The 26,318-nt window shown below is 46.7% G+C and carries 21 protein-coding genes, 1 tRNA gene and 2 pseudogenes; 16 read left to right on the top strand and 8 right to left on the bottom strand.

Annotated elements, in window-relative coordinates; genetic code table 11:
- Nucleotides 1-488 precede the first annotated feature (488 nt).
- The 9 genes from L2082_RS09275 to L2082_RS09235 all read left to right on the top strand — a co-directional run bounded on the left by L2082_RS09275 (nt 489) and on the right by L2082_RS09235 (nt 8,946).
- Nucleotides 489-656 (top strand): hypothetical protein, encoded by a 168-nt coding sequence (locus L2082_RS09275; RefSeq protein ID WP_446010751.1) that lies wholly within the window; start codon nt 489-491, stop codon nt 654-656.
- Nucleotides 657-706: 50 nt separating this feature from the next.
- Nucleotides 707-1,771 (top strand): radical SAM protein, encoded by a 1,065-nt coding sequence (locus L2082_RS09270; protein ID WP_446010752.1) that lies wholly within the window; start codon nt 707-709, stop codon nt 1,769-1,771.
- Nucleotides 1,772-1,871: 100 nt separating this feature from the next.
- Nucleotides 1,872-2,894, top strand: a complete 1,023-nt coding sequence (gene hemE / locus L2082_RS09265) for a uroporphyrinogen decarboxylase (protein WP_446010753.1) — start codon at nt 1,872-1,874, stop codon at nt 2,892-2,894.
- A gap of 78 nt (nt 2,895-2,972) precedes the next feature.
- Complete coding sequence (locus L2082_RS09260; protein WP_446010754.1) at nt 2,973-3,587, top strand: HDIG domain-containing metalloprotein; 615 nt, start codon at nt 2,973-2,975, stop codon at nt 3,585-3,587.
- Between the two features lie 168 nt (nt 3,588-3,755).
- Entirely contained in the window at nt 3,756-4,505 is a 750-nt protein-coding gene (locus L2082_RS09255; RefSeq protein WP_446010755.1) for an MBL fold metallo-hydrolase, read from the top strand.
- Nucleotides 4,506-4,563: 58 nt separating this feature from the next.
- Nucleotides 4,564-5,676: an OmpA family protein gene (locus tag L2082_RS09250; protein ID WP_446011653.1), complete on the top strand. Its 1,113-nt coding sequence runs from the start codon at nt 4,564-4,566 to the stop codon at nt 5,674-5,676.
- A 21-nt stretch (nt 5,677-5,697) separates the two neighbouring features.
- Nucleotides 5,698-7,023: an amidohydrolase gene (locus L2082_RS09245; protein WP_446010512.1), complete on the top strand. Its 1,326-nt coding sequence runs from the start codon at nt 5,698-5,700 to the stop codon at nt 7,021-7,023.
- Between the two features lie 277 nt (nt 7,024-7,300).
- Nucleotides 7,301-8,215, top strand: coding sequence for a phosphatidylinositol kinase (locus L2082_RS09240; protein WP_446011652.1), 915 nt, complete (start codon nt 7,301-7,303; stop codon nt 8,213-8,215).
- The gene (locus L2082_RS09235; RefSeq protein WP_446010514.1) at nt 8,212-8,946 is read left to right on the top strand and encodes an HIRAN domain-containing protein; all 735 of its coding nucleotides are present in this window, start codon (nt 8,212-8,214) and stop codon (nt 8,944-8,946) included. Before L2082_RS09240 ends, L2082_RS09235 begins: the two co-directional genes overlap by 4 nt.
- A 69-nt stretch (nt 8,947-9,015) precedes the next feature.
- Here L2082_RS09235 and L2082_RS09230 read toward each other — a convergent pair.
- The 3 genes from L2082_RS09230 to L2082_RS09220 all read right to left on the bottom strand — a co-directional run bounded on the left by L2082_RS09230 (nt 9,016) and on the right by L2082_RS09220 (nt 12,973).
- Nucleotides 9,016-9,091: transfer RNA gene (locus tag L2082_RS09230), tRNA-Lys, on the bottom strand.
- Nucleotides 9,092-9,165: 74 nt separating this feature from the next.
- The gene (locus L2082_RS09225; protein ID WP_446011651.1) at nt 9,166-11,442 is read right to left on the bottom strand and encodes a carboxyl transferase domain-containing protein; all 2,277 of its coding nucleotides are present in this window, start codon (nt 11,440-11,442) and stop codon (nt 9,166-9,168) included.
- Nucleotides 11,443-11,569: 127 nt separating this feature from the next.
- Nucleotides 11,570-12,973, bottom strand: a complete 1,404-nt coding sequence (locus tag L2082_RS09220; RefSeq protein ID WP_446008951.1) for a biotin carboxylase N-terminal domain-containing protein — start codon at nt 12,971-12,973, stop codon at nt 11,570-11,572.
- A 341-nt stretch (nt 12,974-13,314) separates the two neighbouring features.
- On the opposite strand from L2082_RS09220, the gene L2082_RS09215 reads away from it, so the two are divergent.
- The 5 genes from L2082_RS09215 (at nt 13,315) to L2082_RS09195 (ending at nt 18,640) form a co-directional block, all read left to right on the top strand.
- Nucleotides 13,315-14,163, top strand: coding sequence for a hemolysin family protein (locus L2082_RS09215; RefSeq protein ID WP_446008950.1), 849 nt, complete (start codon nt 13,315-13,317; stop codon nt 14,161-14,163).
- On the top strand, nt 14,163-15,788 hold the full coding sequence (gene lnt / locus L2082_RS09210) for an apolipoprotein N-acyltransferase (protein WP_446008949.1): 1,626 nt from the start codon (nt 14,163-14,165) through the stop codon (nt 15,786-15,788). The genes L2082_RS09215 and lnt overlap by 1 nt, the downstream gene beginning before the upstream one ends.
- A gap of 85 nt (nt 15,789-15,873) precedes the next feature.
- On the top strand, nt 15,874-16,140 hold the full coding sequence (locus L2082_RS09205) for a hypothetical protein (protein WP_446008948.1): 267 nt from the start codon (nt 15,874-15,876) through the stop codon (nt 16,138-16,140).
- 148 nt (nt 16,141-16,288) lie between these two features.
- Nucleotides 16,289-17,402, top strand: a protein-coding gene (gene prfB, locus L2082_RS09200; RefSeq protein ID WP_446008947.1) for a peptide chain release factor 2 whose coding sequence is annotated in 2 segments (ribosomal slippage) — nt 16,289-16,372 and nt 16,374-17,402 — 1,113 coding nt in all. Because the reading frame shifts where the segments join, the coding sequence is not laid out codon by codon here.
- Entirely contained in the window at nt 17,387-18,640 is a 1,254-nt protein-coding gene (locus tag L2082_RS09195; RefSeq protein WP_446008946.1) for a (Fe-S)-binding protein, read from the top strand. The genes prfB and L2082_RS09195 overlap by 16 nt, the downstream gene beginning before the upstream one ends.
- Before the next feature lie 55 nt (nt 18,641-18,695).
- Here the strand turns inward: L2082_RS09195 and L2082_RS09190 are convergent, their stop codons facing one another.
- From L2082_RS09190 to L2082_RS09180, 3 genes and pseudogenes are all read right to left on the bottom strand, one after another.
- On the bottom strand, nt 18,696-19,100 hold the full coding sequence (locus L2082_RS09190; RefSeq protein WP_446008945.1) for a hypothetical protein: 405 nt from the start codon (nt 19,098-19,100) through the stop codon (nt 18,696-18,698).
- A 263-nt stretch (nt 19,101-19,363) separates the two neighbouring features.
- Nucleotides 19,364-19,816 carry a DUF1161 domain-containing protein gene (locus L2082_RS09185; protein WP_446008953.1) on the bottom strand — a complete coding sequence of 151 codons (453 nt, stop codon included), beginning with the start codon at nt 19,814-19,816 and terminating at the stop codon, nt 19,364-19,366.
- Between the two features lie 6 nt (nt 19,817-19,822).
- Nucleotides 19,823-20,032 (bottom strand): annotated as a pseudogene (locus L2082_RS09180) (DUF1161 domain-containing protein); the annotation flags it as partial.
- A 321-nt stretch (nt 20,033-20,353) separates the two neighbouring features.
- Between L2082_RS09180 and murA the strand changes: the two are divergent.
- Nucleotides 20,354-21,637, top strand: coding sequence for a UDP-N-acetylglucosamine 1-carboxyvinyltransferase (murA, locus tag L2082_RS09175; RefSeq protein WP_446008944.1), 1,284 nt, complete (start codon nt 20,354-20,356; stop codon nt 21,635-21,637).
- A gap of 12 nt (nt 21,638-21,649) precedes the next feature.
- On the opposite strand, the gene L2082_RS09170 is transcribed toward murA, so the two are convergent.
- Both L2082_RS09170 and L2082_RS09165 read right to left on the bottom strand, forming a co-directional pair.
- Nucleotides 21,650-23,404, bottom strand: a complete 1,755-nt coding sequence (locus tag L2082_RS09170; protein WP_446008943.1) for a two-component system sensor histidine kinase NtrB — start codon at nt 23,402-23,404, stop codon at nt 21,650-21,652.
- A 145-nt stretch (nt 23,405-23,549) separates the two neighbouring features.
- On the bottom strand, nt 23,550-24,923 hold the full coding sequence (locus L2082_RS09165) for a sigma-54-dependent transcriptional regulator (RefSeq protein ID WP_446008942.1): 1,374 nt from the start codon (nt 24,921-24,923) through the stop codon (nt 23,550-23,552).
- 333 nt (nt 24,924-25,256) lie between these two features.
- Here L2082_RS09165 and tatC point away from each other — a divergent pair.
- Nucleotides 25,257-26,062, top strand: a pseudogene (gene tatC, locus L2082_RS09160) (twin-arginine translocase subunit TatC).
- The last annotated feature ends 256 nt before the right edge of the window (nt 26,063-26,318 follow it).

Genomic DNA, 26,318 nt, shown 5'->3' with positions numbered 1-26,318 from the left:
TAAGCAAGAGAAAGTAGTTTCATGGAAAAACCTCTTTGATTTTTTTCACAAATTATAATATTATCTCCCCAGAATGTCTATTCTAATTATGCAGAATATGGCGTTTCCCACTAATCTGCGAAGAGCCCTTATTACCCACTTGTCCAATGTAAAAATGGAGAAGCGCGAGGAGAGAATGGACTGCTCCATTTTCAAAATGGAGTGGCCCTGTTTAAAAAAGTATCACTTGTTTTTCTTCTCGCACTACACAATTCTTTCCTCACACCACATAATTCTTTCCTCGCATCGCTTAATTCTTTCCTCGCACCACACAATTCTTTCCTCACATCATCCAATTCTTTCCTCGCACCACACAATTCTTTCCTCACATCATCCAATTCTTTCCTCGCACCACACAATTCTTTCCTCGTATCTCTTATTTCTTATTACAGAACACTCATTTTTTAATGATGACGCCCCGCTATCTTTCTTGTAACATCAGGTTTTTAATGGCTGATTCCCGCAGGAAGTTACGGATCATCAAAGAGCCTTCACAGGAAAATATGCCTATCAAGAAGCAGGAGTATTTTTCCCATGCCTGCAACTCCTCTTCCGGCAGTGTTCAAACAAAGCGGTTGACCCTTGCGGATAAGGAGAATATACTTCAACTTTCTTGAGCAGCAAGAGAAGACTTGTCCTTTAATTCTATTAATAAAAGTGCCAGATAATGAATTTTGAACCCAAATGGATTGCCTGGGAAATCACCCGTCGTTGCAATCTCAACTGTGTGCATTGCCGCTCTTCTTCTGAACTCGAAATCGCAGGCCATCCTGATTGTTCCTTTGATGAGGCCAAACGTGTACTGGATGATATCAAGTCCTATGGCAATCCGGTCATGGTCCTTTCCGGCGGCGAACCTCTCTTACGCCCTGATGTTTTTGACATTGCCTCCTATGGAACAGAGCTGGGCCTGCGGATGTGTCTGGCAACCAACGGCACCTTGGTAACAGAGGAAACCTGTCGCAATATCAAGGAATCCGGCATCAAGATGGTTGCGTTAAGTCTCGACGGCTCATCCGCTGAGGTTCATGATAATTTTCGTAACCAGCCCGGAGCCTTTGAAGGCACCATGAACGCAATCAAGCTCTTTAACGAGCACGGAATTCCCTTTCTTATCAACTCATCCTTTACAAAAAGAAATAAAACAGAAGCACCAAAAATTTACGAGCTGGTCAAGAAATTGGGTGCGACGGCCTGGTATCTCTTCATGATTGTACCCACTGGTCGTGGCGAAGACATCATGGAAGAGTTGATTCCAGAGTCAGAGTACGAGGATATCCTGAACTGGCATTATGATATGGAAAAAGAAGAAGACGAGCTGCTGGTACGCCCGACCTGTGCGCCCCAGTATTATCGCATTGTGCTTCAACGTTCCAAAAATGAAGGCGAGAAATTCAAACGCCGTTCCTTAAAGTTTTCCACCGGCGGTTCCAAAGGATGCCTGGCAGGGCAGCTGATCTGTCTCATTGATGTTGACGGTAATGTGCTGCCATGCAGCTATTTCCCCAAGTCCGGCGGCAATATTCGCGAACAGTCGTTTCAGGATATTTGGGAAAAATCAAAACTTTTTCTGGAACTCCGCAATTTCAAAGGGTATAAAGACAACTGCGGACGTTGCGAGTACGTGAATGTCTGCGGCGGCTGCCGGGCCAGGGCCTATGCCATGAGCGGTGATTATCTGGCGCAGGAACCTTTTTGCAGCTATCAGCCGCGAAACGCAACAGTGTCCTAGGGACACGGCGTGCTGTGTCCCAGGCACCTGGCAAACATAAAGTAAAGATATGCAAGGGCAGTCACAGAGGTCTGCCCCTACAGAATTATAGATAAATAATATGAACGATACTTTCTTACGCGCCTGTCGCGGCGAAAAAACCGAATACACCCCGGTCTGGTTCATGCGTCAGGCAGGACGCTACCTCCCGGAATACCAGGCTGTCCGCAGCAAACTGACCTTTCTGGAACTCTGCAAGACCCCGGAACTCTGCACCGAAGTAACCCTCCAGCCCATTGATATTTTCGGCTTTGATGCAGCGATTCTTTTTTCAGACATCCTGATTGCCATGGAGGCAATGGGCCTGACCCTGGAGTTTCATGAAGGGCGAGGGCCTGTTTTCCCGGACCCGGTTCGTTCTCAGGCTGCGGTGGACCGCCTTATCGTACCTGACCCGGAAGAAACCATGCCCTTTGTCATGGAGACCATCAAGCTCTTGCGCAAAGAACTCAAGGTGCCGCTGATCGGGTTTTCCGGTGCTCCCTTCACCTTGGCAACCTATCTGATTGAAGGTGGCTCCTCCAAGGTTTTTCTGGAAACCAAACGAATGGCCTTTCAGGAACCTGTAATGTATCATAACCTGCTCCAAAAAATCACCCAATGCACCAGCCTGTACCTTCAGGCCCAGGCCCGTGCCGGTGCCCAGGCCCTGCAAATCTTTGATTCCTGGGCTGGTGTCTGGGCTCCCCATGATTATGCCCGCTTTGCCCTGCCCTATGTCCAGTCCATTATTACTGACTTGCGCAAGATGACGGACATTCCCATTATCTATTTTGCCAATAACGGCTCCACCCTGATTAAACATACCATAACTGCTGGTGCTGATGTGCTTGGGCTGGATTGGCGCCTCAATATTGGTGATGCTGTTCAAATGGTGGGTGATCATGCAGTACAGGGAAACCTTGATCCCATTGCCCTCTTTCTGCCCAAAAAGGAATTGGAACAGCAGATCAAGAACATCCTTGATGATGCCAGGGACGCCAAAGGCTATATTTTTAACCTGGGACATGGTATTCTTCCGCAAACTGAACCGGAAAAGGCAAGGATCGCTGTGGATGCTGTACACCGCTTGAGTGCTCAGTAACCTTCTCCTTCTTGGCAAGACAAAGGGGAAAACATAAAGAAAGCGGGGCAAACCCCAGTGTACCGTGTTGGAGAATTTATGCAGATTCCTGGAATTGATACGTGCATTGCCTTGATGAATGAGTATGCAATGCTGCCCAATATACGACGGCATTCCTTGCTTGTAGCCCGAATCGCTGAACTGCTTGCCTTCGGCCTTTGCGAACGGTTGCCGCCGGGACAGGCCCCTGATCTGGATCTTTGCATTAACGGGGCCTTGCTCCATGATATCGCCAAGACACCCTGTCTCAAGGACAACTGTGATCATGCTGCAACCGGCGCAGATATTTGCCGACAGCATGGATATCCTGAAATAGCTGAAGTTGTTGCTTGTCATGTTATTCTTCAGGATTTTTCTCTGGAAAGATACAAACAAGGCATGTTTCAGGCCCAGGACATTGTCTACTATGCTGATAAACGGGTCCGGCATGATGCCATTGTCAGTTTAGCAGAACGTGAAGAATATATTTTAGAAAATTACGGAGGAGATGACGAGCGGGTTCAGCAAAGGATACGGAAAAATTTCAGGAGGTGCGGACAATTAGAAGAAGCCCTTTTCAGGGTTCTTGATTTTTCCCCTGATCAATTATGGCAAAAGGTTGAACAACATGCAGACCAAAGTTCCCTGACTGATCTTGCTCTTGATCTTCCCTGAGCAGGACAAGGCATCGCCTGAACCTGAAAAAACCTTTTGAACCCGCTTGCTTCACCTGGTAAAAATACGTATATTAATAAGAGTAGAAGAAGATTCCCAGCATATTATAGGATATCATGGCAACCCTCTCGCCAGATAATAAGCAGATACTTAACGGAGTAATTAACTGTGGAAATATTTTTTCTCGGTGTTGGAGAAACCTGTGACACAGCGCACGGGAACAGCTCCTCTATAATAACAACAAGTAATGGAACCAGAATTCTGCTGGATTGCGGCTTTACGGTACCGCACCAATACTTCCGTATTGTTGATGACCCCACCCGGTTGGACTATGTCTGGATCTCGCATTTTCATGGAGATCATTATCTTGGTCTGCCCCTGCTTTTTCTCCGACTCTGGCAGATGGGACGCACCAAACCACTGACCATTGTTGGGCAAAAAGGGATTGAAGAATGGGTGATGAATCTGCTGGAAATGGCCTACCCAACCTTTAGCCAAAAAATTGACTTTCCTTTTGAATTCCATGTGATTTCACCACGGGTAACAGCGCATATAGCTGGACTGGAATGGTCAACAGCATTAACACAGCATACCCAGTATAATCTTGGACTATTGCTTAAAGATGGGAATAAAACGCTCTACTACAGTGGAGATGGACGGGCAAATACCCGGGTGCGAAGACTTATTCAGGGATGTGATTTTGCAATCCATGAATCATTTAATATGGTTGATACTTACCCCTATCACGGTTCCATCACCAGTACTTTAAAATTAGCTGATGAGGTGGATATCGGTCAGGTTGCTCTGGTTCATCTGCAACATAGTCTGCGAAAAAACGAGATCCAAACCATACAACGCATGGTGCAGGAAAGACCTCATACCTTGCTGCCGGTTGCTGGGGATCGCCTGACATTTTAAATACATTGGCTACCAGGATTTTTTCCGCTGTAAAACCCGGTACAGGAAGACACGACTTATGATATCCAGAACCATAAAGGCATTACTACCCCTCCTTTTCACCCTGCTTATCCTTTCAATACTTTCTGCAACAGCGACAGCAGGGGGCCGAAAGCCGCAACAAGCCAAGCCAAAGCCTTTGCTCCAATCAAAAGCAATGGTTGATGCACCGCCAAAATACATCAGGATGGCTGAAAACTTTTTTGTTTTTTACGATCCCTCCACAGCCATGACAGTGCCGTACAAAAATACCGGCATGACCCGCCTTGAGATGTCCAAACAAATCCTGTTAAAAAGCAATGCTGCCATGCCAGACCTGCGTTGGCAGACCGGACTCTATCCCCATTGGAAGAATGTGATGTGGCTGCCAGCCTCACCAGGAAGTTTCCACCCTTACTATGCCTTACAGAATTATGATAAAGATACATTTGCTGCTGCACTCTCCAAACTCCCGGTAATCAGCTCTGGCCCGCCTATGTTGCAGATGTCCCTGATGAAGATGGAATACCTTTTAGGGCTGCCTGGACGCACAGAAATTTTTCTTTTTACCAATGGAGAATCTGCCCGTTTCAAAGGCGTTGACGAGCCTGCCCCTGTAACGCAGGCCGAAATGCTGGCCCGCAAATACGATGTCTGCTTTACTTTGATCAGTAGTGCTACCACCCCTCAGGCTGATAGATTGCTCCATAAAATCGCACAAGTCAATGATTGCTCCCAGGTGGTTGATTTTGACACAGTAGCTGCCCATCCTGAATATCTCTTTGGCCGCCTTTACATGACACCAGATGGACTTTTTGAAAATGTCTTGTTCGCCTTTGACAAAGCAAATATCCGCAGGAAATATCGAAAAACTTTGGACCGGCTGGGTCAGTATCTTTTAGATAATCCTACCCATTATGCTGTTCTTTCTGGCTTCTGCGATATTATCGGTACAGAAAAATACAATATGCGTTTATCTCAACAACGGGCTGAAAGTGCGCAAAGATATCTTCTGGACCGCTTTCCGGCTCTGACCAAAGAACGCATCCTCCTCTATTGGTACGGATATGCGCATCCGGTGGCATCAAATAAAACAGCAGCTGGCCGCAGGCTGAATCGTCGGGTAACCATTATGATCCGCAAAGGCTTTTAGCCAGTATCGCAAGCCAACAACATGATACCAGATATTTTACTGACCAACATCTGCCTGCCTGACCGGACCGGAAAGCAGCCAATTATTGAAGACTGCTGCATTGCTATACAAGGGGATACTATCCAGCAGCTAGGCCCGGCAAGTCAATGCACTACTCTTGAAGCAAAAACTGTCATTGATGGTCAGGGACAATTGGCCCTTCCTGGCTTGATTAATGGTCATTGTCATGCTGCCATGACCCTGTTCCGAGGTCTGGCTGATGACCTCAGCCTTACAGATTGGCTGCATAACCATATCTTTCCAGCTGAATCCCGATACGTGCAGCCGGATATGGTCTATTGGTGCAGCAAGCTGGCTGCAGCAGAGATGATCCTGTCTGGCACCACCACGGTTGCGGACGGTTATTTTTATGAGCATCAGGCCGCCCAGGCCTTTGCTGATGCAGGCTTACGGGCTGTTGCGGCCCAAGGGGTGATTGATTTTCCTGCCCCTGGTGTTCCAGACCCTGAAAAAAAGATTACCCATGCAGCTGAGTTTCTCAACAAATGGCAGAACCATCCTCTTGTTCAACCGGCCGTCTTTGCCCACTCTCCCTATACCTGTTCTCCAGAAACCTTAGTGGCAGCAAAGGAGCTGAGTCGCACTGAAAACACCTTGTTTTTTATCCACGTTGCCGAGACTGAACAGGAAAAAGACATGATACTGGGAAGACAAGAAGATTCACCTGTTTGCCATCTTTATAAACTGGGCCTTCTTGATCCTGCAACTGTATGTATCCATGGAATCTGGCTGGATGAACAGGATATGGATATCCTGGCTGAAACAGGAGCAGGAGTTGTGGTCTGCCCGCAGAGTAATCTCAAGCTGGCCTCTGGTATCGCACCGCTTCAGGGGCTGCTTGCCCGCAATATCCGGGTAGGTATTGGTACAGACGGGGCAGCAAGTAATAATCGCCTGGATCTTATCCGGGAAATGGATATCTGCGCTAAAATCCAAAAAGTCCAATCCCTTGATCCTGTGGCTGTGCCTGCACGCAAGGTTGTGCAGATGGCAACCCAGGATGGAGCCTCAGTTCTTGGTCTTGGAAAAACAACAGGCCAATTAGCTCCAGGCAAAAAGGCAGATATTATTCTGCTCAATCTGGACACAGCTCACCTTCAACCTGTTCACGCCTCGGAGCTTCCTGTCTATGCTGCTCAGGGATCAGACGTGCAAACAGTGCTGATCAATGGCAAGCTGGTTATGCAGGATCGGAAAGTCCTCAGTTTTGATCTGGAAGAAACACTGGATCAGGTGAGGCAATTGGCTGCTCAGGTCAAGAAAGATCAGATGAAAATACCGGCATAAGCTCCAGACGGGAGGAATTCCGTGCCAACTGGATTTGTCCTCACCGAGGCCCAAACCTGGCTTGCCAATATGCAGGGCACCTGTAAAAAGCTTCACATCTCTGCGCTTGTTTTAGTTCAACAGAGGGATGGCCCCTATTTAATATGCTAAAGTCCGCCCTGCTGCGTTCATTCCTCTCTCATTTCCCCCTTGCCAATCCCACCAACCTGTGTTTAAACCACTTCAGAACGCAACACATACCGTCCGTTGCAGCAACTAAAAAATCCAGAGGATAAGGGTGGGAACATACCGAATCATTGAAATATCCGACAGCATCCCGGAGCTGCCGGAGCAACTGGGAACCAAGAAAAAATTCTGGTTCCACCTTGATAATACCCTGTACCTCTTCAAGATCGGGCGACCCGGAACCGGTGAAAATTGGTCAGAGAAGGCGGCGGCTGAACTGTGCAAGTTGCTCGGCCTGGCCTGTGCTTCATACGAGCTGGCAACCTGGAAGGGTAATCAGGGCGTACTCACCCCTTTACTCTTTCCCAAAGACGCACACCTCTTTCATGGTAATGAAGTCCTGACCGACATAGCCCCCGGTTATCCGGTTGAAAAAAAGTTTGGCAATCGTGACCATACCTTGAACCGTATTCATGCCCTGCTGTTGCAGGAAAGTATTCTTCCGCCTCTGGACTGGCAACCACCCGACAGGGCCATAAAAACGGCATTTGATGTATTTATCGGCTATCTCCTGCTTGACACCTGGATAGCCAATCAGGACCGACACCATGAAAACTGGGGCCTTATAACCTATCAGAAATATACCTATTTATCCCCGACCTTTGACCATGCCGTATCATTGGGGTACAATTTACGGGATTGTGAACGTAAAGACAGATTGACAACTCGTGACAAAAGAAGAACAGTGGAGTATTATGCACAAAGGGCACGATCCGCTATCTATGAAAGCAGGAACCACAAAAAACCGCTTCACACCTTAGACGCCTTTATTCAGGCTGCGCAGAAGAGACCCCGTGCGGCGGAGGTGTGGCTTGATCGGTTATGCGCTGTCAAGCAAGAGGACTGCCGCCTGATTTTTAATGCGTTTCCCGATGGATATATCAGCTCTTTCGGGAAAGACTTTGCGCTCTCCCTGCTCCGGCATAACCGGGAACGTTTACTTAACTCAGTATCAGCAGAACAATGAAATCTCTTTTTATCGCATGGCAAGACCCGGAAACACGGCTCTGGTATACTGTAGCCCGCCTTACCAGAAAGGATGGGGTGTACCGCTTTGTCTATACACAGGGTGCTGAAGCAACCCCCCGTTTCAGTTTTCTCGGCAGAATGACCGATCTGAACGCAGAATACTTTTCTGAAGACCTGTTCCCTCTTTTCAGAAACAGGCTGCTGTACACATCCAGGCCGGAATATCCCGATTATGTCCGCTGGCTTGATATGGAGAATAAAAGCAACGATCCGCTGATGCTGCTGGGCCGATCCGGTGGCAAACGGGCCACGGATTCATTATGCGTCTTTCCGGAACCGGACGCAGACGCAGACGGGAAATACTCGGTGTACTTCTTCAGTCATGGCCTGCGCTATCTTGACCCGATCAACCTTGAAGGAATTGCCCGATTACAGGCAGGGAACATTCTCAGGCTAAAACGGGAAGACCATAACGAACATGACCGGTTCGCCCTGGTACTGGAGACAGACGAAAAGCTCAAGGTCGGATACTGCCCCCGGTATCTGAACAAGGAATTGCGCCGGGTGCAGGATGTAACAACCCTTCGTCTGATTGTCAAAAAGGTCAATCCTGAAGCACCGCTTCATTTTCGCCTGTTATGCCGAACCAGCTTTACCTTGCCGCAAGGAATGTACCTCTTCACCTCAAAGGAATATCAGCCGCTGTCCAAGGCGCTCTTGGCTGCCTGAAACGCAACAGCTTTGTTGCAAAAGCAAAAAAGGGACTCAGCTTAAAACAAGCTAAGTCCCTATATATATTGGTGGGCCGTGAAGGATTCGAACCTTCGACCAATTGATTAAGAGTCAACTGCTCTGCCAGCTGAGCTAACGGCCCTTATTATTGATAAGGCAAATTATATAGCATAAACCCAAGAGTTGGTCAAGGATTTATCTTTACTTCATGAAAAATTATCTATAATAAAGACTTGGGCTTCCCATGGTCTGCATGACCTGATACAGATGGCGACGGAAATCGCGTCGATCAGTTATTCCCTGAATATGCCCTCGCTTCAGGGCGTTCCTTGTATCGTGATAATCCGGCGGTATATCAATCCCTGTGGTTTCCCGGATAACCCGTGGCCCGGCAAAACCTATCCGACTGGAGCGAATGGCAAACTGATACGGAGAACAGCCCAGGAACGAGGCCACTGGCCCGGCATACGAATTATTATCGTAAACAACAATGTAAAGCCCGCCTGCATCAATGTATTCCCGAACAGCCATGGTACATTTTGGCATCTGGGCAACCCCTAAGGTGCCTTCCTGAATCCGGATACCGCCTGTGGTGTGGATGTAGGCCAGTAATGGTCGCTTCTTACGCCGCGCCCTGTCACAGGCCCGGACAAATTTCTCCCCTTCTGCTGAACCCACTGTTCCGTTTCGGAAATCCGAAAACAGCATGGTTACTACCAAATTTATATCCTTGACCCTGGCATCAAAGGTCAGGTTGGCACTGCCCATACCTGTTTTGGATCGCGCAGCTTTCAGGCGCTCGTCAAATCCTTCATAATTCAAAGGATTACGGGAGAAAATCTCATTATTGAAAATCCGCACCGAACCAGGATCAAAGATATTTTTCAAATACCATTGATACTCTAAGGGAAAATGGTAACCACAATTTTCACAAACACCACAAAACTCACCATAGAGATCTGGAATCCACAGATCCTGACAACCATGCTTTTCAGCATTGGGGCAGGTGACTGTCCGATCCTCATTGGCCAGCGGACTGGTGTAGGTATCTGTAAGTTCCAGGGGATCAGCAATAATACAGTAATTACCCGCTGCCTGAGCCGCAACAGAGGGCGAAAGGGCAAGTGCCTTTTTCTTTTCCCTCTGGGCAAAAAGCTTATTATAAACAGTGGTAAAAGGGGCTGTGACCCGGTTGACCAGAGCAGTCCCCTCCCCTGAAACCTCTTTCAGAGTTTTCTGCATCTGTTTCTGCTGATTTTTCAGCACATCATAGCGAAAAGTGTACCAAAGTTTTTCCGTAGCCGAATACAGCGACCTGATCATATTTTCCGTAGGGATATTAATAACCCCAAAACTCTGCGTACTCATATTGCGATATTTTCTTGATCGTTCCCTGAGCAGACGTTCTGTTTCTTTGGGCCCGAGATCCCAGGGAATATCAATCTGTGGTGCCTCATCCGGGCTCTCTGCTTTTTTTCGTTTCACTTCATAGGAACGAAATCCGCGTACACTCTTGGTTTTAAGAACCACTTCGTCGGTAGCGCGAATAATCTCTGAACGAATCCGGGCAAAAAAAGCAAAATCATCCGTCTTTGCTCCCAGATGCGGTTCCTGAATAATGCGATCAATGGTACCAAGACGCAGATTATCTGCCGCTGTAATATTGAGCTGGCGGGCACAGCGTTCGATCAGTTCCGGGGCCACCTTCTGTCCTTCCCGAACCCGACCCTCAATGGCAGCAGCCCCTTCAGGAGAAATAACAGAGTAGTAGCCATGAGAGAACATAAGACGAAAATCACTCATTCCCACAGCCTCAGCTCCACCTGACCCCCCTTCTGATATCACTGAAATCATGGGAACGCGTAACTTGGTCATGGTATAGAGGTTACGGGCAATTTGCTGGGCCGCCCCAGGATACTCCTCAACAGGGTAGGAACCTGGTGTAAAAATATAAAAATGGATAGGAATTCCCTCGGTCTCAGCCACCTTCATATATCGCATGGCTTTTTCGTTGCCCCAGGGCTTACAGGAGCCACCATTACGAAATTCTTCGCCGTGGCCTACTTCCTGACCGATAATCATGACCGGTGAGGTGTAGGGCTTTTTCTTAATCCGTCGCACAATATTGGCCTTGGCAACCACCAGGGCAGGATCAATATTGGCCTCCCCTTCGCCACCAAGTTCGGAATGCTCTTCATACACGTTTTCCAGAATATCTTTGAGGGAAAATCGTAACGGTGAACGAACAATGCGAACCCGCTCCATAGAGGTCAAACCTTCTTCACAGCGTTCTTCAAGAAATCGAACCGAGTCTTCCAGTTTTTCAAGTCGCGCTCTGAACTCTGCTTTATTCAAATCAAAAACAGTATTTTTCAGCTGCTCGGCCTTTTTTTGGAATTCAGCGAGATTGCCCCAGTCAGCGCTATCTTTAATATGGATCAGATAGCCTATCCGCTGGTCAACCCTTTGGAGCTGTTTTATAAGATCATTCATTATAGATTATTTTGATATTCCTCTGCTGGGAGAGGAATGGGGGATTTATATAAAAACACAACAGGGAAAACACGCAGGTTTGCCCCTACGACATTTGGTATAAGAAAAGAAGTTTCTTGATGAATCCCTAAAACGTCAGGAGCCGGTCAAGATTCTTACGAAGATAGGCAAGATTGGTCAGGATAGCATCTCCTGAACTGTTAACCCCTTCTATGCAAGAAGCATCAATAAACTGTCGAGCCCGTTCTTTGGCCTCTTCTAAAGTATCACCCCAGACCAGGGCCAGGGCCAGGTTGGGATCATATTCACTGGGAATTGGATATTCCCGGTCATTGGGCACATGGCTATAGGTAGCTGACCATTCATACTTGGGCAGATCAAAGCGGGTAATAGTACCGATCCAGGGGGCAAAATCACGCTGGGTATTTTCAGCAACTAACCGCAATTCAATACTTGCCCCGCGAAAAACCACGTCACTCTGTTGGTAGCCCATAGGCTCGCCAAGGGCAAGACGAATTTGCTCTCGAAGCAGATTTGGGTGTTTATTATCAAGATAACTTATTCGGGCTGAAACATCGTTTTCCACCTGAATACGGGTATTAACCTCCAGCAGATACGGTTTACCACTCCGGCTGACAATCCATTCCCAGGTTCCGACGTTATCATATTTCACATAATCAGCCAGCTTCAGTGAGTTTTTAACAATACTGTCTAAAACCTGCTCTGCATTAAAATCATAATCAAAGCAAGAGGTATGAAAGCCAGGTGCCGCTTCAACCCGCTTTTGTCGGCCAGTGGACTGAATCGTACAGTTTCGGGAACTGAAATGAATCCGTTCATCATGGCGTGAGCAAACCAACTGCACTTCAAGATGATTAAAATCCCGAAGTCGTTGCTCAATCAACACTCCACCATCACCAAACTGACGCTTGGCATAGTTTTGTACTTGCCTGTAAACACGACGGAAATGCTCAATCCTGTTTACTTCCTCAATCCCCATGCCCCCACCACCTGCGGCTGCCTTAATCAGGATAGCAGGGTTGGGTTCATCTTCATCCTTTTGGATATCAAAAAGATGCTGGGCAACCTCCTCAGCCTCCATCTCATTATAAATAGGCGCAGAGGTTCCTGGAATAGTAGGGATTCCTAGTTTATTGGCAACCCGTTTGGTGTTAATTTTATCACCAAGATCCCGAATAACCTCCCAGCTCGGACCAATAAACACAAGCGGTCGGTCACGAACCGTTACGCGGCGGGCAAAACGATAATCTTCCGAAAAAAAACCATACCCTGGATGAATTGCTGTACACTCAGTATGATCTGCCACAGACAGCACATCATTGGGATCAGTGTAACTGGCCACACGCCATGCATTCTGATCATTACCATTGAGCCGATTACGCTGTACATGTTCAGAGTCACGATCAGCATCAGTATAGATAATCGTATATTCAAGGCCGAGATCTTGACAGGCCTCCATAATGCGGATAGCTATCTCACCGCGATTAGCAATCAGTACTTTGCCTTGCACAAACAACCTCTTTAAGCTTTATCTATTGTTGAATAATTCGAACCCCTGATCCCCGCAAAAATGTGCTTGCATTCCTGCTGAGAAAACAAAGACAGAATTCGAGCATACCTTGCTGGTAATTTCTCATTCTACCCCACCTTCGGCAAGTTGAAAAGTTGTAAATAGAAATTCGCAAATAGAAAGGAACAGATATCCATTTCTGACTAAGGATAATCATCGGGTTTTCGACAAATTTCTTGACTTTCTTTGTCTATTTTCTAGTGTTAGAATAGTATATAATCAGTACCATCACATAACAACCATGTAATAAAACTTCCTTATGGTAAAATCGTGTGAAAAATATGGCTGAAAAAGAGGAGGATAACGGTGGAAAATCATATTGGAACCGTTTGAAGTCTCTGGTCAAATTGAAACGATCTCCTGATACCACACAGGCATTAGAGTACGAAATCCAGGGATTACTGGAAGACGGCGAAGAGCAGGGTTTGATCAGCTGCCATGAAGAACAACTGATCAACTCTATTTTTCATTTCCGGGCCACTGTGGCCTCTGAAATCATGACGCCAACAGCAGAAATCGTTCGTATTAACCTGCACAGTTCTGTTCAGGAAGCAGTGGCTCTTATTAATCAGGAGGGATACACCAGAATACCGGTCTTTCGTAAAAACCAGGATAATATTATTGGGATTCTCCACGCAAAAGACCTGCTTCGCACCTTTGAGCAACACACTGAAACAGAGAGTGATTTAAAAAACTATTTGAATCCTCCCATGATTATTTCCGAATCCAAGCCAATCACTGAACTCCTGCGGGAATTTCAGGAGCAAAAAAACCATATGGCTGTGGTTGCAGATGAGTTTGGCGGAGTTCGTGGCCTGATCACCCTGGAAGATGTTATAGAAGAAATTGTTGGCGATATTGATGACGAGCATGACCAGGAAGAACGAGAGCTTATGCAGGTTGATCAACACACTGTTGTTGTAGATGCTAAAATTGATATTGAAGAAGTGGAAAATCATTTCCAATGCCAATTACCTGATGGCCCTTATGAGTCAATTGGCGGGCTTGTCATGCATAGCCTGGGGCGTATGCCGGAAAACGGGGAAACGGTCAACGCACCTCCTCTGACACTCACGGTTCTTGTGGCAAATCCACGCAAGGTTCGTACGGTAAGAATCCGTAAAATATAATGACAACAACATCTACATCTACAGCATCCACTTTGGAGCCATTGAATGGGTACAGTCCGTATATACGGGCACTGCTCTCAGCAGTCCTGCTCACCTTGGCTATGCCTGGAATAACAGGCTGGTGGCCTCTCCTCTTTATTGCCCTTATTCCTCTGTTTTCTGCACTTGGCCGCTTATCAATACAACAAAGCCTCTTCACTGGGCTACTCTGTGGATTGCTCTACTACACCAGTCTGCTCTACTGGATTATTGCCGTACTCAAACGCTACGGTGGTTTTCATCCTGCACTTGCTGCTGCTGCCCTTTTTGCATTAGCCTTTTATATGACAGTTTATTTTTCTTTGTTCTGCGTACTGGCCAATCATATGCTGGCCCAGTCCGCTTCAAGAGGAAAATCCGTTGCACTTCTCCTTCTTATTGCACCAACACTCTGGATTGGTCTTGATTTTCTTCGCGGTATACTCTTTACCGGCATCCCCTGGATGGATCTGGGCTATGCCTTATACCGTCAGCCATTATTAATTCAGGCCGCAGACCTGGGCGGACACCACCTCATCAGCTTTGCTGTTATCCTGGTCAATGCCTTATTATTTTGGCTCGCAGACAGGATACATGCTTTTTTTTCCTCTGCTTCAGCTGGCTCTGACTACCATTTTGCACCTCCTGTTATTGTTTTTCTCTTGCTTGTCTGCCTTGGTGGTTATTCAACGGTTCGATATCAGCAGATTTCTTCTGACACAGCTGCTACTGATACTGCTATTATCAGTGTTGTACAGGGAAATATCGAACAACATCTGAAATGGTCGCCTCATCATAAAGAAAAAACCGTGGACCAATACCTTTCACTCTCTGCCCACGCTTTTCAGGAAGAGGATAAACCTGCCCTGCTTGTCTGGCCAGAAACAGCGCTTCCCTTCTATCCTGCTCGCGAACCCCTGATGGATAAAATCCGGGATTTTATTCAGGCCCATGACGTTCTCCTGCTCACTGGCTCCCCCTACTTCATTGTAACCCCACAAGAACAAACACCTGTCTCCTATTACAACAGCGCCCTGCTCCTGGACCATTCCGGTCGGGTTTATTCCCGTTATAACAAACAACATCTTGTTCCCTTTGGAGAATATGTTCCATTGCGCACCTATCTCTGGTTTATCAAGCCACTGGTTGAAATAGTAGGAGATTTCACACCAGGTGATTCATTTAAACCCCTTGTAGCAGAGAATATTAAAGCTGGTGTGCTGATCTGTTTTGAATCAATCTTTCCAGATATTGCCCGCCAGGAAACCACAGAAGGAGCTAACCTGCTGGTCAATCTCACCAATGACGCCTGGTACGGTGAATCTAGTGCGCCCTATCACTCCTGGGCCATGACAGTCTTTCGAGCCGTAGAAAACAGGCGTGGTCTGGTACGAGCCGCAAATACCGGGATCAGTGGTTTTGTCAGCCCCACAGGAGAAATTCTTCAGGAAACTGCTTTATTCAAGGCCCTGGCAACCAACGCAAAAATGCCTTTACTCAGCCACCATACTCTTTTCACCTGTGGTGGATATCGTTTTGCCATCCTCTGTTTGACCCTAATCCCTACTTTGCTGTATTTTTCAGCACGTAAAAAAAGAAAAGAATAAGCTAGCAACGTCTATGAGCTTAATGAGAATTATCACAACAAATGCATTGAACAACCTGTTGAGACATTCTGGAGGGCGAACCAAAGTGACACGAAAAAAAATGTACATCGGCGTTAGCCAGGATGGAGACGGAACCTGGCGATTCACCGTGCGCAAGGCCAATGGGAAAATAAAAACCGGGCTCGGGCATAGTACTGCCAAAGTTGCAGCCTTAATGCGGGATGAATATATTCTCAAACATAGGCTGGAAGAAAAAAGTAACTTTCCTGTCAAACGCATGGCCAGAATGCGCAATGAGGCCTATGAACAAATGTTTGGGACCTTGCAAGAAGACTTTCCTGAACATCCTTGATGTTCGTACCTTTTCTCTTTTCCTGAAGGACGAATATACAATAACTTCCATCTGCCCCCTTGGAAAGGGACAACAAAAAATGAACGTTGATTGGGCGTCTCCAAAGAGTCCATCAATACTTTTCATACAAATAGAAAGGAACACGAATATGGCTGAACTGAACGAAACAGCAGAAACAAAACAAAAACTCCAGGAACTGAAAGAGAAAATGCTCACCCTGAAGGAGCATCTTTGACTTAGATGGCAAGAAGCTCGACATTCAACGCCTGGAGTCTGAATCTCTGGAGCCAAATTTCTGGAACGACCAGACCAATGCCAAAAAGGTCCAAAAACAACTGGGCCAATTACAGGATCTGGTCAAGAACTGGGAGCAAAACTTTGATGACTTAGAAGAAGCTGACATGCTTCTGGAAATGGCTGTTGAAGAACAGGACCTGGATACTCAGAAAGAGGTTACATCCTCCTTAAGCCAGTTGAGGAAACGGGTGGACCTGGTTGAGCTGGAATGCATGTTTGATGGTGAACATGATGACAGCAATGCCTTGTTGACCATTCATGCTGGCGCAGGCGGCACTGAAGCCCAGGATTGGGTGGGTATCCTTATGCGCATGTATCTGCGCTGGGCAGAGACGCATGTTTTTACCACTGAAATCCTTGATTATCTACCTGGAGACGAAGCTGGTACAAAATCGGTCACTATTCGTATTAAAGGAAAAAACGCTTACGGCTATACCCGCTCTGAAGTGGGTATTCATCGCTTGGTGCGCATTTCACCCTTTGATTCTTCCGGGCGGCGGCATACCTCCTTTGCCTCAGTCATGGTTCTACCGGAACTGGATGATACCATAGAGATAAAAATTGATGAAAAGGACCTGCGGGTAGATACCTACCGGGCCAGCGGTGCTGGGGGGCAGCATGTGAATAAAACTGACTCAGCTATCCGGCTCACTCATATTCCCACAAATATTGTTGTCCAGTGCCAGAATGAACGTTCTCAGCACCGCAATAAGGATATGGCCATGAAAATGCTCATGGCTCGGCTCTATGAAAAACAGCAGGAGAAACAGGCCAAGGCCCAGGAAAATTTGCAAGGTGATAAGAAAGAGATCGCCTGGGGGAGTCAGATCCGCTCCTATGTGCTCCAACCCTACCGCTTGATCAAAGATCATCGGACAGATCTGGAGGAAGGTAATGTGGATGCTGTACTGGATGGACGGCTGGATCCCTTTATTAAGGCCTTTCTGCTTTGGCAACCGAGATAAACTGTGCCAAGTGCGGAGCATGTGCTGTGGTTTGCCCGGTTTTCCGAGTGGATGGACGGGAGATGCTGACTGCCCGAGGCAAAATGCATCTCCTGAACACGACATTAGCTGCACAGCCCTCTGGTGTCTTTGAGGACCGCTTTTCCCGTTGCTTGCTCTGCGGGGCCTGCGAACAGACCTGTCCCCGGCAGTTACCGATCACAGAGATTATTTCTCAGGCCCGCAGTACCTTTTCCCGTTTTTACGGACCCAATGGCTTGAAAAAAGCTGCGGTCTGCACCGCATTAAGCAGCCCGGAGCTTTTAAAAGGATTGGTCAACACAGGCATCAGACTCCAACGCCTCAATGCCCTGCTTCCCCTGCCTGCTCATTCAGGTCTGCGCCTGAAACTGGGTCTGCTGGATGAACACTCAGTCTCTCAGCCTCCCTACGTTCAACCTTCTCCAGGAAAAGAGAACGACGATACATCTCCAATATCTCCGCAAAATACCTCTGGCACTCTCAGTTATTTTACTGGCTGCGTTGCCCGTCATATCCAGCCTTCTATTGCGCAAGCAACCCAATCCTTGTTACACTGGTGCGGACTATCAATTGTTCATACCCCGACTGATCAATGCTGCTGCGGTCTGGCCGCCTGGAGTGCTGGTAAAAGGAAGCAGGCTCGTGAGCTGGCTCAAAAAAATATCCAGGCATTTTCCAGATCAGATGGGCCGATTATCACCTCCTGCGCCTCCTGCTCTTCCCATCTTCTTACTTACCCTACCCTGTTTACCAAGGATGATCCCTGGCATGACAAGGCATTGGCCTTTGCTGATAGGGTTCAGGAATTCACCTCGTTCTTTGATGGCAAACTGCCTGAACTTTGCTGTGTTGAGAATTCCCAGCATCCCGAACAACGGGTTTTCTATCATGATCCCTGTCATCTTCGCTTTAAAGAGAAAGGAATGAGTACACCGCGTTCGCTTTTGCAAAAAACCGGGGTGCAGCTTGTTGATCCAGAGGATGGGCCACGCTGCTGCGGACAAGGCGGGCTTTTTCATATTGCCTGCCCAGAGCATTCTTTGGAGATATTTGAGAAAAGCAGCAAACAGGCTCTTGCCGGTTCACCAGACTCTATCACGACTACCTGTTCGGGTTGTTTGATGCAGTTTCAGGAGGGGATAGCACGGCAGGGGCAGCAGGTTAGGGTTGTGCATATGGCGATACTGCTGACAGATTTCTTGGGCAAGCACACATGAACAGTAGACAAAGCAGCAGACCAGACATCAAACCAGGATCTCAAACCAAGCGATTCTATGGAGAGGCCGTCTTTTCATCTTTTGCCTCTTCATTCTGACGAAGAACCATTTCAAAACGCTGGATAGTTGAATCCTTAGTTTTTTTAACCACCTCAATTGGACTTGCATAAGGCTCAAAGCCGTCAGCAGAGACCCGGAGTTGATGTTCACCAAGGGTGAGTTGCCACTTGGTTGAAGCGTCCTCCTCACTTACTGTTCTCAGGCGGTTTCTATACACCAGTTTACGATCAATATAGAGTTCATAATAATGAAGTTGATTATAGAATTCAGGGTCATTGCAATCCTTATCAGTATCACCTTTAATTATTTTCGGTGATATATGTATAAGCGCAGTGTCTGGGGTGTCTGGTGATTCCTGAGCTTCCTCAGATTCCTCAGATTCCTGAGATTGTTGTGACATGCTATTACAACCAAAACAGATTAACAAGCAAACCCAAAAAACAGAGATGGTGAATAGTCTCATAACTCTTCCCTGTGGTTACGTTACACTCTATGCATTCTGTATCAACTAACAGCGTCAGAAATAGTAATTCTTACATAAGAGTATTGCAAGCACGAAAAAAGCACAAGTCAATGTTGCTTGACTGCCGTTTCTCCAGCGCAGCTTCAGTCGAATCCTGGCACTTATTTGTTTAAAGAGCTATCCAAAAGCCATAACCTTTGCTAAAATCCTTTTCGTCGGACAATTCTCTTGGTACCATTCTCGCACCTGCCTATTATCTTTCCAGGACCTGGTCGATCCTTATCCACAATATCAAGAACAAATGTGGCTACGCCTGCGGCGACAAGCTTAGCAGCTATCTCGGACTTCAGCTCCTCACAGTCTTTAATACCATATGCAAGTGTTATAGAAGACCGGACCGGTATATTTGCCTCCACATCTCTAGACACAGGACCAACCGCCGGAGTACGCACTATCCTCTTTGTCCCGTTCTCACAACTACCTACTATTTTTCCGGCACCTGCCCAATCCTTATCTACAATAGCAATAACAGCCGGGGATATACCTGCGGTGCCCAGCTTTGTCGCTATCTCAGACCTCAGCTCTTCACATTGTTTACTACCGCTTGCATGTGATGCGGAGGGACGACGAGGTGCAGAAGTCGGCACCGACATACGGCGCACTATCCTCTTTGTTCCTCCCTGACAGCGCCCTATTATTCTTCCAGGACCAGTCCGGTCCTTATCCACTATCTCAAGCACAAATGAGGATACACCTGCGGCAACAAGCTTTGCAGCTATCTCAGACTTCAATTCCTCACAGTCTTTAATAGCCGCGGTAGCCCTCCCCACGCTCAAGATAATTACACAAAACACAACAACGCTCTTCACTAGTTCCTCTCCATCATTTTCCCAGGAGGTCCACCCCCCCTGTCAACAGAAGATGAACCGTATAATATTTACTAGATATATTATCTAATTGCATACCAAAGGGAGAGTCAAGCACTTAAAACTAAGTCTCTAAAAACTGCCTAATCTGTCTTCTGATTGTCTTGACAAAAGGACCGTCGCTTTTTAAGATAAGAAATCGTATCAACCCAACGGTTATCTTGCGAAGAAAAATTAAAATCAATTTGCCACAGGCTAGGTATCCTTCCAACAATCATGAGCAGCTGCTCCCAGCCCATAACAGAATAATCACCAATATACGCAATGGACAAAATACGAATCAACGGTGGACGCCCGCTCCAGGGAAGTGTCAAAGTCAGCGGTGCAAAAAACGCTGCCCTGCCCTTGCTGGCAGCCACCATCCTGGCACCAGGAACATACACTCTGCATAATGTCCCGGACCTCCGGGATACCCGCACTATGCTCATGCTCCTCCAGACCTTAGGTGCAAGCTGGGAACGCTCTGGCGGTTCGCTCCGGATCAACACCAGCGAACTGACCGGTGCAGAAGCTCCCTACGAGATGGTTAAAACCATGCGAGCCTCAGTCCTTGTGCTCGGCCCTCTGCTCACCCGGGCAGGTTGTGCCAGGGTTTCCCTGCCTGGCGGTTGCGCCATCGGTGCCCGTCCCATTAATTTTCATTTGCGCGGTTTTGAGCAACTTGGCGCAACCACCCATCTTGCCAGCGGTTATGTGGAAGCACGGGTTGAAGGAGAACTGACAGGGAATAGCATCTCTTTTGATATCCCTTCAGTCACAGGCACAGAAAACGTGCTCATGGCTTCAGTCAAGGCAAAAGGAATAACAATTATCCGTAATGCAGCCAAAGAACCTGAAGTGGGAAATCTTATTGATATGCTGACTGCAATGGGAGCAAAGATTGAAGGCCAGGATACAGACTGCCTGACAGTCACCGGCGTCAACTCGTTACAGGCCACAGAGGCAACGATCATCCCGGACCGTATTGAAGCAGGCACCTATGCCATTGCAGTGGGAGCAACTGGTGGAGAACTTGAAATTACGGACTGCGATCCATCCCACCTACCTGTTCTTATGGAGAAACTCCGTTCCACAGGTATGAGTATAGAGGCAAAAGCAAGCAGCATTATTGCTTCCTGCCCAGTCAATGTACAGGGAACCAGCTGTCCTTTACAGGCCGTTGATATCACCACCATGCCGTTTCCTGGTTTCCCCACCGATCTTCAGGCCCAGTTCATGGCCTTGATGGTCCAATGTAAGGGCACCTCTATTATCCATGAAACCATCTTTGAAAATCGCTTTATGCATGTTGCCGAGCTACAACGACTGGGGGCGAAAATCAGTATTGACGGAGCCACAGCCATTGTCAACGGAATTGACCGTAACAAGCTCATCGGCGCCCCTATCATGGCAACCGACCTGCGGGCCTCTGCCTCCCTGGTGGTTGCAGGTCTGGTAGCCTCCGGCGTAACAGAAATATCACGAATCTATCATCTTGAACGAGGGTATGAAAATATGGTAGATAAACTCCGCCGGGTTGGTGCTGCAATCGAACAGTTTGCAGGCTAGCCTCTTATTCCCTTAATGTTCCTTACCTCCATCGCCAACATCTGCTGTTGGCAATGCCGGGAGAGGTAACCGTATTTCAACAATACTGCCCTCTTCCGGCTCTAACAAGTCAACTACACCACTGTGCTGCTCAACAAATTGCTGGACAATGGCCAGTCCAAGACCTGCACTATCTTCCCGTGTTGAAAAGAAAGGGATAAAAGCCTTCTTTCGTATCGTATCCGTAAAACCAGTGCCCTTATCAATAACTGCAATACAGAGAGTTGACGAATCTTCCTGGGCGTCCCTAACCTGAACAAGAACAGGCTCAATGCAGTCCTTTGAAGCAAAACAGCTGTTTTGTAGGAGATGAACTAACATAATCTGCACCTGCTGTCTATCCCCCCAACAATCAAGATGTTCCGGGATATCAGTCTGAATAGTACAACCAGGATAACGTGATTTTTTCCCCTGTATCTGACGGACTGCCTCAAGAACCACCCTTTTCAGGTTAAACCACTCCGGCTCCAGCTCCTTGGGATGGGAAAATTGAAGAAAATCATTAATGGTCTTCTCCATACGATCTGTTTCCCGCAGGATGATATCTATTAAATGACGGTTGGTACTGATGATGGGATCATCAGATTCCTTGAGCCTTTCCAGGATATGCACATGCAAAATCTGGGCAGAACCTGAGATAGCTGCTAAAGGATTGCGAAAATCATGGGCAACAGCACCACTTAACTCACCAATGGTTGCCATTTTCTCACTATCCCGAACCTGCTGTTCCATCTTTTCAAGCAAACTGATATCCTGCATGGTGATAACCTTGCACCGAGCATCTTCCTGCTCATACAGGGCCTCTGGGTCAGAGGGCAAGTTGAGCTGGGCCAGGGTGAATCGTACTCTGATTGACCGACCATCATGCCTGATCAAGTCAACAGTCTGTTTACTCTCATCATTCTCTTCAAGAATAACTGCAGGAAAAAAGGAATCAAAAGGCAGGCCGATAATTTTCCCAGCAGAAAACCCTGTGATTTTTTCAAAGGCAATATTGCAGGATGTGACTAAATGCCGTCCATCAACAGTGATTATACCGGTATTGATATCATCAAAGATCTGCTTATACAAAAGATTAAGCCGATCAAACTGGACCGAAGTCCTGGTCAGGGCCTCTTCAGTCGTACGCAACCTGGCAGCAACAATGCTGCTTGATACCCCAATAACATAAAAAACAACCACATAAACTGCAAATTTATTCAGAACATCAAGAAAATGATCTGGTGGAATATAGTTTGTGTGCGAGTAAAAGGGAGGAATATATTCAAAATACTCACTCAGCAAAATTGCCCCGTACAAAAGAGAAGAGGCTGTGGCAGCCAACAGGCTGCCGATCCGATTAAGATTCAACCCACCTACAAGGACGGGGAAAATAAAAATCGGACGAAAGATTGATTGGCTACAACCTGTGCCCAGAACCAATAAGGCAGAAAATACTGTATCAGAAAGGACCTGGATAAGTCCAAACCGGGGTAAATGCTTTTTTCTGGTTTGCAGCAGACCAGTAGACCCAATAGAGTAGATAAACACCACAGAAAGAAAGGCCATGGTCACAGAACTGGGCGGCAAGATAACATCACGCCCCAGGTGCTGCAATACCACTGTCACCGCAATCAACAGAGTAAAGAGCATGACCCTTGTCATGATCATCCAACCCAGATGACGACGCAGTTGTTCGCTTGAATCCTGCACAGGGGTTAATTCTCTGATAAGTTTATTAATAGGCATAATATATATTCTTGAAAGCGTTTCCCTCGGCCTGCGGCCGAGACCAAACCTAAAAATAACAAAGAGATAAAAACTTGTTATTTAGAAGAAGATTGATGAAAAAGTATGGTCAATACAAAATCAGCAGAGCCCTTTCTCTCCCTTTTCACTCAATCTCATATTTTTTCGTTTTATAACGTAAGGACCTGAAACTGATTTTAAGCAGTTCAGCAGCCCGCATTTTTGAACCTTCAGCCGCTTCAAGGGCATGTCTGATCATTCTGGTTTCCAAATCAACCAGAATATCCTCTATACCTCGGCTAAAAAGCTCCTGTTCATCCTGGGCCCCGACAAACAACGGTTCTTGCTGCATACCAGTCCTCTCTTTTCGGGAAAGGATAAGGCTTTCTGGCAAGATAATATTGGATGCTTCCAGAGCGACTCCGCGTTCGATAATATTCTCCAATTCCCGTACATTACCAGGAAAATTATATTCCATCAGAACTTCGAGGCCATACGATGAAATCGTCTGCACCTCTTTACCCAGGAGTTTGGAATATTTTTTCAGAAAATAATCCACCAGCAGCGGAACATCTCCCTTGCGCTCTCTCAACGGAGGCACCCGGATCGGAACAACAGCCAGCCGGTAAAAAAGATCTTCCCGAAAGCGTTTTTCCATAATTTCATCTTCCAGGTTGCGATTGGTTGCTGAAACAATCCGGACATTGACCTGTTTTGTCTTGGTCGAGCCCACAGGCATAAACTCACGCTCTTGCAATACCCGCAAAAGTTTGGTTTGGATAATCGGGGTGAGTTCGCCAATCTCATCAAGAAAGGCTGTACCAGAATCAGCCTGCTGAAAAAGACCTGCCTTATTGGCTACAGCCCCTGTAAAAGAGCCTTTGACATGGCCAAAAAGTTCACTTTCAAGAAGGCTCTCAGGAATAGCACTGCATGTGATAGGGACAAAGGGATTTGAGGCAACATTGGAATGTTCATGAATGGCCTTGGCAACCAGTTCTTTTCCGGTTCCTGATTCACCGTAAATAAGGACACTGGCCGGGGTGGGGGCAACGCGCCTGATCAGATCATAAATCCTGAGCATCTCAGGGCTTGAACCAATAATCCCTGAAAAATCATTCTCTTCCTCTGTTCGTTCTGCTGATGTTTTTCGCTGAACAGCGGTACTGATGACCTTTTTTATTTCATCAACATGAAAGGGCTTAGTGATGTAATCAAAGGCCCCCTGCTTCATTGCCTGCACAGCATCATCAGGTGAAGCATAGGCCGTGATCATAACTACAGGCAGGTCAGGAAAATACTGTTTCAGCTCTGTAAGTAATTCAAGTCCGTTCATGCCGGGCATACGAATGTCCGTTATAACAATATCAAACGGACTTTCAACCGAATTTTTAACAGCAAAGTCCAAGGCCTTGGCTGCATTCGGCGCAACAGTAACTTCGTATCCCTCATTCTCAAAAAGAATCTTGAGAAAATCACGCATACTTAACTCGTCATCTACAATAAGAATACGGGGCATGGTATGTTGTTTCTCTCATGTACTTTGCACTACGGCGTTACTTTTTACCCAAAAAAAGGAGGATTTAAAAATCTTCCCCTTTCCTGAACATCACTCTCCTGCGACTACATGACATTTCCTCATATTTTTTCTCGCATATATTCGCATATACTTTTTATAATCTATCAATGAATTGCCCTATCCGTCAATCATTATCCATCTGCCACTCCTCCAAGAGGCACAAGTGTGGGTAAAACATTACAGGGGAAGAGCAGGAAAAAACTTAACATCAATTTATGAATAGGGTATGTTGCAGTCTACAATAATCTCCCTGAGCCTTTTAAAAAATAAAAAATGAGTAATCCTGATTCACTATCACAAAGCACTCTTATAGAACATCTTGCAGAACTGCGTTCCTGCCTGATAATTTCACTGGCAGCAACAGCAGCTGGTTTTGCTGCTGCCTACTCTTTTATCCAACCTCTTGCTGATTGGTTTTTCCAACCACTTATACAAGTGCTTCCTGCCAACAAGAGCCTTATCTTTACCGCGTATCAAGAAGGTTTTTTTTTTATCTGAAGCTCGCTCTGGTTGCAGGCGTCCTGCTTGCCAGCCCTGTTATCTTTCACCAAATCTGGCGTTTTATCGCACCCGGCTTATATCAGCATGAAAAAAAGGTGTTAGTGCCATTCACTGTCGTTTCCACCTGCTGCTTTCTTGGCGGTGCTGCCTTTGGCTATTTTGTCGTTTTTCCACCAGCCTTTCGCTTTCTGATCAGCTATTCCAGTGAATTTCTGGATCCTATGCCAGCGGTCAGTGAATATTTTTCCCTTGCCCTGCGCCTGCTTCTTGCCTTTGGTGTTATTTTTGAACTCCCGGTCTTTATGGTTTTTTTGGCCAAACTTGCCATTGTTGATGCGCCATTTTTGGCAAAAAATCGCAAATACGCCTTGCTTCTTGCCTTTATCATTGCAGCTATTGTGACCCCAACTCCGGATGTGGTGAATCAATTACTCATGGCTGGCCCTCTGGTTGTTTTGTATGAAATCAGTATTATCGCAGTTCGTTTTTTTGCCCGCACTCCTTTAGCTGGACTTGAGCAAGAGGAACATGATGAGCATGATGAAAACAATACAAATAATGAGAATAACACTGCCTGATGACAACATTTTTTGAAATATAAATCAGGGAGGCAGCAAAAAAGTCAAATTCCATTCATTCACAAGGGATATCAGCTATTCCCGACCCAAAACACCTTAACATCGTAACCGTTCACCCCCCTCATTCCACACAAAAAAAGATTGGACAAAAAAAGAAGATCACGATAGTTTAAGGGTCACAACGTTTTTTACGAGATCTATCCACGTTCTGAGTTCGCATGCACCTATCCAGAGAAGAGTTGCGAAAAATAGATAA

It is taken from the genome of Candidatus Electrothrix sp. (assembly GCF_052785085.1).
Note: the sequence above shows the minus strand (reverse complement) of the source record. Positions and strands in the feature narration are given on the sequence as shown.